We start from the raw sequence: 11,216 nt of genomic DNA, 5'->3' as shown, positions 1-11,216 counted from the left end.
ATGACCTGGTTCCAGAAATTGATGCCCGCCCGGATCCGTACCGAAGGCTCCAAGAGCCGCAAGGTGCCCAACGGGCTGTGGACCAAGTGCAAGGCCTGTGATGCGGTGCTCTACCGGCCGGAGCTGGAGCGCAACCTCAATGTCTGCCCCCGCTGCGACCATCACATGGCGCTGACCGGCCGCTCGCGGCTGGAAGCCTTTCTGGACGAGGGCGAACACGTCGAGATCGGCGCGGAGCTGGCGCCGGTGGATGTGCTCCGCTTCAAGGACACCAAGAAGTACCGCGACCGGATCGTTGCCAGCCAGAAGGCGACCGACGAACAGGACGCGCTGATTGCGCTGCGCGGCACGCTGCTGGAAATGGAGCTGGTCGCCTGCGCCTTCGATTTTCGCTTCATGGGCGGCTCGATGGGTTCGGTGGTGGGCCAGCGTTTTGCCCTGGCAGCCGAAGATTGTCTGGAGCGCGGCCTGCCGCTGGTTTGTTTTGCCGCCTCCGGCGGTGCCCGCATGCAGGAAGGCCTGTTTTCGCTCATGCAGATGGCCAAGACCTCGGCCGCCCTGGCACGCATGGCCGAACAGGGGCTGCCCTATATCGCCGTGCTGACCCATCCCACCACCGGCGGGGTGTCGGCCAGCCTGGGCATGCTTGGCGACATCAACCTGGCCGAGCCCAACGCACTGATCGGTTTTGCCGGTCCGCGCGTGATCGAGCAGACGGTGCGCGAGAAGCTCCCGGAGGGCTTTCAGCGCTCGGAGTTCCTGATCGAGAAGGGCGCCATCGACCAGATCGTCGACCGCCGCGAGCTTCGCCAGCGCGTACACGGCCTGCTGACCATGCTGCTGGCACCGCGCCGTCGCAGCGAGCCGAAGGAAGGCGAGCTGGTCGAAACGGACCAGTAAGCCGGCGGGCCGGACTCCCATCGTCTTGAACGCTTCCCGCCGTTTGTCCGAGCTCACCGAGGACAAGGCCCTGACCGACTGGCTGGCCCGTCTGGAATCGCGTGCGCCGGCCTCCCGCATCGGGTTGGGGCTCGACCGCGTCCGCGCAGTCTGGCAGCGCATGGACGCTGAGCTGACCATGCCGGTGATCACCGTCGCCGGAACCAACGGCAAGGGCTCGATCGTGGCCATGATCGAATCGATGCTCCTTGCCGGCGGCTATCGCCCCTTTGCTTATACCTCGCCCCATATCCTGCGCTTTTCCGAGCGCATGCGCGTTGCTGGTCGCGAGGCCGGGGCGGAAGCCCTGATCGAGGCGCTCGATGAGGTCGAGGCGGCTCGCGGAGAGGTCGATCTGACCTATTTCGAGCACGTGACTCTGGCGGCGTTCCACCTGGCCTGGCGGGCCGGAGCGGACGCCGCGATACTCGAAGTCGGCCTCGGCGGGCGTCTGGACGCAGTCAACGTCATTGATGCCGACGTGGCGATCATTGCCTCGATCGATATTGATCATGCCGAGTACCTGGGCGACACGCGGGCAGAGATTGCGCTTGAAAAAGCCGGGATTGCCCGATCAGGGCGGGCCCTGGTGATTGGCGAACCGGACTGGCCGACCGGCCTGGACGCCGCCCTGCAGGCCAGCGGGGCTCGGGTGATTGCGGTGCAGGATCGGCTGCATCCGGCCGCTGGCGAGCGCATCGGCCTGAGGCTTTCTTCCGGAACGCATCAACTGCCGCTGCCCGCCCTCGCCGGCGAGTGGCAGCGTCACAACGCCGCCTGCGCCGTGATTGCGCTGGATGAGCTGCAAGAGCGTCTGCCGCTTGGCGCACAGTCGATGGCGACGGGTCTGGAGACGGTCCGTCTCATGGGGCGCTTCCAGCGCGTTCAGGATCGCCCGCAGTTGATCCTTGATGTGGCCCACAACCCGGCCGCGGCGGCGTCGCTGGCACGCGCCCTGGGACCTTGCAGCGGGCGCAGCACGGCGGTGTTTTCCGCCCTCGCCGGTAAAGATATCGCCGCCATCGCCCGGGCCGTGGACCCCTGTTTTTCACGCTGGTTACTCGCCCCCCTGGCTGGCGATCGCGGGCAGGCGGCCGCTGACATTGCAGCTGCACTGGCCAGGGCGCCTGTTTCCGGCAGCGTCGAAACGCTAGAATCCGTAGCTGCTGCGCTGCAGCATGCGCTCGCCGGCAGTGAGCCGGACGATCGCGTGGTGGTTTTCGGCTCGTTCTTGACGGTGGCCGAGGCGTGGCCCGAAGTAAATCCGAATGCGAGGCAGCGGGGCGATCTTCGGTGATCATGCAACGGCGCTTGCTGCAAAGGCCCGCCTTGCTCGTGCGATAATTGCCTGGAGGTCACGCAATCTATGGACAAGGTTCTCAAGCAGCGGCTGGTCGGCGCCAGCATTCTCATCGCTCTGGCAGTGATCTTCCTGCCGATGTTGTTCCATGGTGGCGCTGAAGAAGGCACTGCGCCGCGTGAACTGGCGCTCGATCTGCCCGATCGTGAAGCCGGCGACCGGCGCGTGCGCCGACTGGCGCTCGACCCGGATGAAGCGCGTCGGCCGGCGCAGGCCAGTCAGCCGGATCCGGCGACCGAGACCGCGGCTGCCGAAAGCAGGCCTCAGGAGCGCGACCGCAGCGCAATGCGCGCCCGTGACCCGGCTGTTCGAACCGAATCCGACGCTGCCGAGGACGCTGCCGAGGATCAAGCCAACCGCAGCCGCGAAGCGGCAGCAGACGATCTGCCGGCAGAGCCGGCTGACGGTGATGAAGCCGGCGGCACACAGGCCCCGGAACTGGCGGCGGCTCCGGAAGCCGCTGACCGACCGCCAGAGCCGGCAGCGGCGGAGCAGCCAAGCGAACAAGAGCCGCCATCAACAGACGCCCCAACCGCGGCTGAGCCAGGCTCCGCGCCCGCTGAGGAGGGCGGCTGGGTGGTCCAGGTCGCGGTGTTCAGTAACCGCGAGACGGCCGACCGGATCCGCAAACGCCTGAGCGATCTCGGCCATCGCGCCGCCATGGATGTATTGGTGCGCGACCAGGCCGAGCTGTTCAGATTGCGCACGGGCCCGTATGCCGGCGAAGCCGAGGCGGTCGAGGCAAGAAGCCAGATTGCGGCAACGGTCGCCGGTGTCGACCCGGCCGTGCGCGAGCTTTCTGCCACCGGGCAGGAGCACAACGACGAGCGCAGCGGCCTGGCGGTACAGGTCGGCTCTTTTGCCAGCCGCAACAATGCCGAGCGCCTCAGTTCCCGACTCAGCAACGCCGGCTTTGATGCGTTCATGTTCAGCGAGCAATCAGGTGGCCGCACCATCTGGCGGGTTCGCGTGGGAACGCATGACGAGCGCGCCGAGGCCGAGGCGCTGCTGGAAACACTGCGGGCGGAACAGGGACTGGACGGAATCGTGGTTTCGCACCCATGAACTGGGCTGACTACACCATCATTGGCATCGTGCTGGTGTCGATGGTGGTCAGCCTGTTTCGCGGCTTTCTCCGCGAAGTGTTTTCGCTGCTGGTCTGGGTTGCTGCCGTCTACGCGGCGCTGCAGGCTGCCGGCCCGCTGGCGGTGCAGCTCGAAGGCATCATCGAAGTGCCTTCGGTGCGCGTCATCATTGCGTTTGTCGGCGTCTTTCTGATCGTGCTCGTTGTCGGCGGGCTGATCAATTACCTTCTGGGGCGGCTTGTCGATGGCACCGGCCTGTCCGGCACCGACCGAGTTTTCGGCGCTCTCTTTGGCGCGCTTCGGGGGCTGGCCATCGTGCTGGTGGCGGTGATCATTGCCGGCTTTACCCCGTTCGTGGCCGATCCCTGGTGGCAGCAGTCAACCCTGCTGCCCGAGATGGAAAGAATGGCCACCTGGATGGTGGGTTTCTTTCCCGAATCCATTCGGGCCTATCTGCCTGATGAAGTAGTCACCGAAACGGTCATAACGGAGGCCGAAATCTGATATGTGCGGAATTGTCGGAATCGTGGGACGCTCGCCGGTAGCGGCCCGGCTGTATGACGCCATGACCATCCTGCAGCACCGCGGCCAGGATGCTGCGGGCATCACTACGCTCGACGGCGGACGGATGCACTCGGCCAAGGGCCTGGGTCTGGTGCGCGATGTCTTCGACGAAGAAGACGTGACCGGCCTGACCGGACAGATCGGCATTGGCCATGTGCGTTATCCAACGGCCGGCCGTGATCGCCCCGATGAGGCTCAGCCGATGTACGTCAACTCGCCCTGGGGTATCGCGCTGGGCCATAACGGCAATCTCACCAACAGCGATCGGCTCAGCCACGAACTGTTTACCGAGGATCGACGCCATCTCAACACCGAGTCCGACTCGGAGGTGTTGCTCAACGTGCTGGCGCACGAACTCAGCGCGCATACCAACAACGGTCTGTATCCGGAGGATATCTTCGCCGCCGTGGACGGGGTTTACCGGCGCTGTCGCGGCGCCTACGCAGCCGTGGCCCTGATTGCCGGCGTCGGCCTGGTGGCGTTCCGTGATCCCAACGGCATTCGCCCGGCAGTGCTTGGCCGGCGCCAAACCCCGGACGGGCCCGAATACATCGTTGCCTCTGAATCGGTCGTGCTCGACATTCTCGATTTCGAGCTGATTTCCGATCTCGCACCGGGCGAGTGTGTCTTCGTCACGCTGGATGGCGAGCTTCACCGCAAGGTCAGCCAGCATGCAGCGTCTTACACGCCCTGCATGTTCGAGTACGTGTATTTCGCGCGGCCCGACTCCATGATCGACGATCTGTCGATCTACAAGGCGCGGTTGCGCATGGGCGAGGCCCTGGCCGAAAAGATTCTGCAGGAGTGGCCGGATCACGACATCGACGTCATCATTCCGGTGCCCGACACCAGCCGCACGGCCTGCCTGCCGCTGGCTCACCAGCTGGGGGTGAAATATCGCGAAGGTCTGATGAAAAATCGCTATATCGGGCGCACCTTCATCATGCCGGGCCAGGAAGAGCGCGTGCGCTCGGTTCGGCGCAAGCTCAACGCCATCGCGCTGGAGTTTCGCAACAAGAACGTGCTCCTGGTCGATGACTCCATCGTACGCGGCACCACGTCGAAGCAGATCATCCAGCTGGCGCGCGAGGCCGGCGCAAAGAAAGTCTACCTGGCTTCTGCCTCACCGCCGGTGCGCTATCCCAACGTCTACGGAATCGACATGCCCGCCACCTCGGAGCTGGTGGCCTCGGGCCGAACCGAGGAAGAGATCTGTCGCGAGATCGGCGCCGACCGGCTGATCTACCAGGATCTCGCCGCTCTGGAAAAGGCCGTGCGCGGCAAGAACGAGCGCCTGACCGGCTTTGACAGCTCGTGTTTCAGCGGTGAGTACATCACCGAGCTGGAAGCGGATTATTTCGAAAAACTCGCCTCACGGCGCTCGGATGCCGCGAAAGCGCAGCGGCGAAGCTCGGCCTGAACCGCGCTCGCGGGCGTGATGCGGGCACGCGCTGTTGACGCTGCGTCTGCGACAATCACTCGATGTCGAATGTTGCCATCATGTGGTTCCGCCGCGATCTGCGACTGGCGGACAATCCTGCACTGGCGCACGCTTGCCGCGACCATGCACATGTGCTGCCCGTATTCGTCTTCGACCCGGCCGCGGAGCGGCCGTGGTCACCCGGGGCGGCCAGCCGCTGGTGGCTGCATCAGTCGCTGGCGAGTCTGGCGGAGCAACTGCGCGAGCGCGGCAGCCGCCTGATCCTGGCCGCCGGCGATCCGCTGCAGGCGTTCGAGCGCATGCGCAAGGTCACCGGTGCCCGCGCCGTTTACTGGAATCGCTGCCATGAGCCGGCGCTGGTCGAGCGCGATCGATGCATCAAGCAGCGCCTGCGAAGTGAGGGGCTGATTGCGCAGAGCTTCAATGGCTCGCTGTTGATCGAGCCCTGGGCCGGTGGCAAGGCCGACGGCGACGCATACCAGGTCTTCACGCCGTTCTGGAAAAACCTGCAGAAGCGCTGGCAGCCGCCCGGCCACAGTCCCGAGCCACGAGCGCTGACGCCGCCAGCGCGCTGGCCGGCCAGCCTCGATCTGGAGCAACTCGATCTGTTGCCTGACCATCACTGGCCGGAAAAGCTGGCAAGGCACTGGACCCCGGGCGAGTCGGGTGCACGCCGCCGGCTCGACCAGTTCGCCAATCACGTCAGCGCCTATCACGAGCAGCGTGATCGACCGGACCGGGCGGGCACCTCGGGGCTTTCACCGCACCTGCATTTCGGTGAGGTCTCACCGGGACAGGTCCTGCGTGCGCTCGAACCGAGCGGTGAGTTGCCGCTCGGCAAGGGACGAATGGTGTTTGCCAGTGAGCTGGCCTGGCGCGAGTTTTCGCAACATCTGCTGTGGCACTTTCCGTGCACCCCGGAGCAGGCGCTGAAGCCATCCTTTCGCGCCTTTCCCTGGCGGGCGCGCGCGGACTATGCCAACGACCTGGCGGCCTGGCGACGCGGCCAGACCGGTATTCCCATGGTGGATGCCGGCATGCGCCAGCTCTGGGCCACGGGCTGGATGCACAATCGGATGCGCATGATCGTGGCCTCCTTTCTGACCAAGAACCTGCTCATTCCCTGGCAGGAGGGCGCGCGCTGGTTCTGGGACACCCTGGTTGACGCCGATCTGGGCAACAACACCCAGGGCTGGCAGTGGACCGCCGGCTGCGGGGCGGACGCGGCACCGTATTTCCGAGTCTTCAATCCGGTGCTGCAGGGCGAGAAGTTCGACCCGGACGGCGCTTACCTCAGGCGTTGGTGTCCGGAGCTGGCCGAGCGCGCGACAAAGCGCGTCCACCAACCCCTGACTTCGAGCGAGTCAAGAGCGCTCGGCTATCCCGAGCCGATCGTGGACCTCAAGGCCAGCCGCCGCCGGGCCCTGGAAGCCTGGGAGCAAACAAGACAATAGAAAAAATCGGGGCAAAGCGTAGCGGGCGCAGCAGCTTTGCATCGATTTTTCAGCGTGTGTAGTACCAGTGCCACGGCTCCCACGCAATCCGGTGGCGATTGTGGCGCGGGTAGGACTCTCTGAAGCCGAAGACCCGGGCGTGATTGAGTAGCCAGTCATAGGCCTCGGTTGCGGCAAAGTCTTCTTCCAGCGGCTTGACGCCGCGCGTGGTCACGTCGATGGCGCGGCCGCTGTGATGCTCGCTGAAGCCGGGCGGGGCGGAAACGCGCAGGATTTCGTTCATCGCCTGGCCTTGATCAAGCTTGCGCTTGAGCAGATTGGCCTGGTAGGCAATGGCGCGATACCCCGAAACCAGCCGGATCTCGATGTTGGCAGTCAGCGCGGCATCGCGCATGCGCTTGAAGGCATCGGCAGCGGCCGGAGTCAGGCGCTGTTCGCGCTCGAAAATGTCGCGGTCGGCCAGCTCCAGCTGTTCGGCTTCGGGAACCACGGGCATGCGGTGTCTTACGCCGTAGTTTTCGGGTACGCCGAGTTCGTCGCACAGGCTCAGAATCGCACGCGTTTGTTCATCGGCCCGTTCGAGCAGATTGCGACCGATGATGATGTTGTTGTCGTTATCCGGTGCCGGTATGCACTCGTAGCCCAAAGAGCGCATGAAGCCACTGACCTTTTTGCGGGCAAGCCCGCTGAGCCGGCGGATACCAAAGCGCAGTGCATGCGCTTCCAGGGCCTGGAACAGCCGGCGCGGCGTGTCCGGTGAAGCGATTTCCGGATCGAGGTAGCAGGCGAGAATACGCTGCCTGTCGAGGTCGAGCGCGCCCAGCCCCGCCAGTCGCGTGCCGTGCGTTGCCACCAGCAGCGCCTGGTCCGGCACCAGTTCTGCCAGGTGTGTTTCGATACTGTCGGCCTGGCGAATCTGCGACATCATGTCGGGCAGACGCGATTTGACCAGTTTGGCCAGGGTTGCCACTTCCGAACTGCGGGCTGGCCGCACTCGAATTGCATCTTCCATGCTTGCTCCGGCTTGTTGAGAACGCCCCGAAGCTCCTGAACTCTCCCCCCTTTCGGAGCCGGGCAAAGGATCAAGAGCCGTCCGCGATTACGGTACCCGCGCAACGTGCCATAATCTGGCGGAGATTCCTTTGCTGTGTTTCGGCATATGATGCCACGCCTGCTGTCATTTGTGCTGCGCCGTTCGGCAGCGGCCATCGCCCTGCTGGCGCTGACGCTTGTTTGCCTGGCGCTGCCGGCACGAAAGGTACTGTTGCCCCTGTGGCCCGGCGCGGTCGAAGAGTTGCTCGTCAAGGTCGATGCCGATCGGGTCGAACGTCGCCTTCGGGAAGCGCGCCTGCCGCCTTGCCAGGTCGAAGAGGTAGTGGCCCGCAGCCAGCCCATCATGCTCTGGCAGATCGAACACGCCGGCGGCGAAGTCGAGCATGCGTGGCTGGCAGGCTTCAGGAGCGCAGCGGGAGAGCTTGAGCCGCAGGTGCCTGGCTGGTTCGACGCCGTGCGTTTTGACGGCCCGTTGCCGCCCGGCAGTCAGCTGGTGGTCATCGGCCCCGACCATGAGCCGCGTCAACTCGATGCCGCAACCCTCAAGCGGCTGTATCGCCCCAACGCCATGGGGCCGGGCCAGCGCCTGCAGTTATGGCGCGACCGCCTGCGTGAGCGCTGGCAATGGCCCGTCAGAACGTCGGCTGATGCGCAAACGCTACTACCTGGTCGATCGAGTCAGCACCGCGGGCGGCCATGAGCAGGCGATCAAAGCCCAGCGCTACGCCGGAGCATTCCGGCAGGCCCTCATCGAGCGCCGCCAGCAGTTTCTCATCCACCGGCATTTCGAGCTGTCCGTTCTGCCGGCGAATCCGGTTGTCGCGCAAGAACCGCTGCAGCTGCTCTGCCGGGTCACATAGCTCACGGTAGCCGTTGGCCAGCTCGCTGGTGCCCAGAAACACCTCGAAGCGCTCGGCCACGGCCGGGTTTTCCTCACTGAGTCGGGCCAGCGCGGCCTGGCTGGCAGGGTAGTCATGAACGATGGTCATGCCGTCGGCGTTGAAGCGCGGTTGAATACGGGTTGCAAACAGCCAGTCGAGCAGACCATCGCGCGGCAGGCCGTCCGGCGCGTCATCGGCCAGGGTATCGAGCTCGTCCACGCGGGCTGCAAGAGCATCGATATCCAGGTATTCCCGGAAGCAGTCGTTCCAGCTCAGCCATCGAACCGGGCGCTGATCCGGGTGGATATCGAGGCAGTGGGCAATGAGCTCGACCGCTTCATTGGCCAGCGAGCGCCAGTCCCAGCCGACGCGGTACCACTCGAGCAAGGTGAATTCGGGCTGGTGATTGCGCCCGGCCTCGTCACGGCGGAAAACCGTTCCGAGCTCATAGAGATCGCCAAAGCCGGCGGCCAGCAGTCGTTTATGGAAGTATTCCGGCGAGGTTCGCAGCCAGCCGGCGGGTGATTCGGTGGCAACGCCTTCGATATGCACGTCGGTCACGCCCGATTCGGTCAGCAGCGGCGTCTGGATCTCGACGACGCCGCGAGCGGCAAAAAAGGCCCTGATGCGGCCAAGTATCCGGGCGCGATGCTGCAGACTTTCCGCCGAGGCCGTCGGCCGCCACGCCGTCATGGTTTCGCTTTCCCCGCTGCGCGTCGGTCGGGGTGCAAAGCGCAGCCGCCGGCGAGCGCATCCACGGTCAGCCAGCACCGCAGCGGCACATCCATGTGCCCAGGGGGAGTTGCGCCGGATTCGGCTCGAGTGTTCATGCAGGAGTCTCACGATTTGGGGCCGCGGGGCGGCGCCGCACGGCAAGCTCGATGGGCGCTATTGCGGTTGCCCCCCACGGGCGGCAAGCCGCAGCTGCTCGGCGCGTAGCTGGTTGAGGCGGGCAGAAACGCGCGAGCGCTGATAATAATCGAGATCGTTGCGCTCGTTGAGCCGCTTGAGCTGAACGATGGCCTCGTGAATGCCGCCGCGCATGTAATAGCTTTCTGCCAGCGCTTCGGCGGCGCGCACGCTTTCCCCGGCGCGATCGGCCGCCCGAGCGTAGAGCTCCATCATCTCGACATCGTCGGGGTATTCGCGCAGATAGCTGCGCAGAACCTCCGAGGCGCGCGCGGCACGCTGACGGTCGCGCTCGTGCATCAGGGTGCGCGCATACTGCGTGGTGACCAGCCGGTTGCCGGCGTACTGCAGATACAGCGATCGCAGAATGGTCAGAGCCTGGTCCACGCTGCCGGCAGCGACCAGCAGATCGGCTTCCAGCAGTTGAAACAGTTGCCTCTGAGGATCCTGGTCCAGCAGCCAGTCGACCTGGGTTCGGGCCTCGTCCAGGCGGCGGGCGCGCAGAAGGGTCATGGCCAGGCCGTAACGCATCGCCGCCTCGGGATACTCAGACTCGCGCTCGATCCGGGTGCGAAACCATTGTTCGGCGCTGGCGCTGTCGACCACTTTGGCGCGCAAGCGAGCCTGAACAAAGTAGAAGTCGCGATCGTCACGCGATCGGTTTTTGCGCGTGAGCTGCTGCGCGCGGGTGCGGGCCTCGGCAATCCGGTTGATGGTCAGCGGGTGGGTGCTCAGGTACTCCGGCGGCCCTTCGCCCATGGCGCGGGTAATGGTGTTGAGGCGCTGGAAGAAGCGCGTCATGCCCTCGGGGTCATAACCACCGCGTGCCAGCAGGGCGATGCCGATGCGGTCGGCTTCCGATTCTGACTGCCGCGTGTGGCTGATCTGGAACTGCTGCGCCAGGCTCATGCCGCTCATCATGATGGCCTGGGCGGCGTCACCGTCCGCTCCGGAGGCGCCGGCGGCCAGCGCCAGGCCGATGGTGGCGAGCATGGTTGGCAGCGAAACCTGCTGGCTGCTCTCGATGCCGCGCGCCAGGTGGTCCTGGGTGATATGCGCAATTTCATGCGCGACAACGCCGGCGACTTCGCTCTCGTCGTGCGCCGTCAGGATCAGGCCCGAGTGCAGCGCAATCACGCCGGCCGGAGCGGCAAAGGCGTTGACGTTGGGCTCCTTGAGCACGAAGAAATGGAAGGGTTCGTCCGCCTTGTCGGAATACGACACCAGGCGGTAGCCCATGTCCTTGAAAAAGTCGCGGATGAGCGGATCTTCGATCAGCAGCTCGGTGGCGCGCATGTATTGCTCGAATTCCTTCGGAAAGCTCTCCGCTTCCTGCGGGGAAAGCACCCGCGTGCTGGTACCTCCCAGATCGGGCAGGCGCACGGTATCGTTGGCGCCTGCGCTGGTGGCGGCGGCTACAATAAGGAGTGCAGCTGCAAATTTGCAAAGACGCTTGATCATCGTCCAATTCAGACCCGCAAACTGCGGCGTGGTTTCACTGGCTTCGAGCCCGGCGGCCCCTTGAGCAAG

Annotated in this window: 10 protein-coding genes; 7 read left to right on the top strand and 3 right to left on the bottom strand. The window is 65.1% G+C overall.

What is annotated here, in order from left to right:
* The 6 genes from accD to ACEWQZ_RS06965 all read left to right on the top strand — a co-directional run bounded on the left by accD (nt 1) and on the right by ACEWQZ_RS06965 (nt 6,843).
* Nucleotides 1-900 carry an acetyl-CoA carboxylase, carboxyltransferase subunit beta gene (gene accD / locus ACEWQZ_RS06990; RefSeq protein ID WP_476482360.1) on the top strand — a complete coding sequence of 300 codons (900 nt, stop codon included), beginning with the start codon at nt 1-3 and terminating at the stop codon, nt 898-900.
* Between the two features lie 25 nt (nt 901-925).
* Nucleotides 926-2,236 (top strand): bifunctional folylpolyglutamate synthase/dihydrofolate synthase, encoded by a 1,311-nt coding sequence (locus tag ACEWQZ_RS06985; RefSeq protein WP_476482359.1) that lies wholly within the window; start codon nt 926-928, stop codon nt 2,234-2,236.
* A gap of 69 nt (nt 2,237-2,305) precedes the next feature.
* Entirely contained in the window at nt 2,306-3,364 is a 1,059-nt protein-coding gene (locus tag ACEWQZ_RS06980; protein WP_476482358.1) for an SPOR domain-containing protein, read from the top strand.
* The gene (locus tag ACEWQZ_RS06975; RefSeq protein WP_476482357.1) at nt 3,361-3,888 is read left to right on the top strand and encodes a CvpA family protein; all 528 of its coding nucleotides are present in this window, start codon (nt 3,361-3,363) and stop codon (nt 3,886-3,888) included. The genes ACEWQZ_RS06980 and ACEWQZ_RS06975 overlap by 4 nt, the downstream gene beginning before the upstream one ends.
* Before the next feature lies 1 nt (nt 3,889).
* Entirely contained in the window at nt 3,890-5,368 is a 1,479-nt protein-coding gene (purF, locus tag ACEWQZ_RS06970; protein ID WP_476482356.1) for an amidophosphoribosyltransferase, read from the top strand.
* 62 nt (nt 5,369-5,430) lie between these two features.
* Complete coding sequence (locus ACEWQZ_RS06965) at nt 5,431-6,843, top strand: cryptochrome/photolyase family protein (RefSeq protein WP_476482355.1); 1,413 nt, start codon at nt 5,431-5,433, stop codon at nt 6,841-6,843.
* A gap of 49 nt (nt 6,844-6,892) precedes the next feature.
* On the opposite strand, the gene ACEWQZ_RS06960 is transcribed toward ACEWQZ_RS06965, so the two are convergent.
* The gene (locus ACEWQZ_RS06960) at nt 6,893-7,855 is read right to left on the bottom strand and encodes a D-alanyl-D-alanine carboxypeptidase family protein (RefSeq protein WP_476482354.1); all 963 of its coding nucleotides are present in this window, start codon (nt 7,853-7,855) and stop codon (nt 6,893-6,895) included.
* Nucleotides 7,856-8,002: 147 nt separating this feature from the next.
* On the opposite strand from ACEWQZ_RS06960, the gene ACEWQZ_RS06955 reads away from it, so the two are divergent.
* Complete coding sequence (locus tag ACEWQZ_RS06955) at nt 8,003-8,596, top strand: hypothetical protein (RefSeq protein ID WP_476482353.1); 594 nt, start codon at nt 8,003-8,005, stop codon at nt 8,594-8,596.
* Here ACEWQZ_RS06955 and epmA read toward each other — a convergent pair.
* Together epmA and ACEWQZ_RS06945 are read right to left on the bottom strand one after the other, a co-directional pair.
* On the bottom strand, nt 8,529-9,470 hold the full coding sequence (gene epmA, locus ACEWQZ_RS06950; protein ID WP_476482352.1) for an EF-P lysine aminoacylase EpmA: 942 nt from the start codon (nt 9,468-9,470) through the stop codon (nt 8,529-8,531). The two genes, ACEWQZ_RS06955 and epmA, sit on opposite strands and share 68 nt — an antisense overlap.
* A gap of 195 nt (nt 9,471-9,665) precedes the next feature.
* A complete protein-coding gene (locus tag ACEWQZ_RS06945) occupies nt 9,666-11,147 on the bottom strand; it encodes a M48 family metalloprotease (protein WP_476482351.1) in 1,482 nt (493 codons plus the stop codon).
* Between the last annotated feature and the right edge of the window lie 69 nt (nt 11,148-11,216).

The sequence above is a fragment of the Wenzhouxiangella sp. YN1 genome, assembly GCF_056324145.1.
The sequence above is the reverse complement of the archived record's forward strand: the minus strand, read 5'-3'. Positions and strand labels throughout refer to the sequence as shown.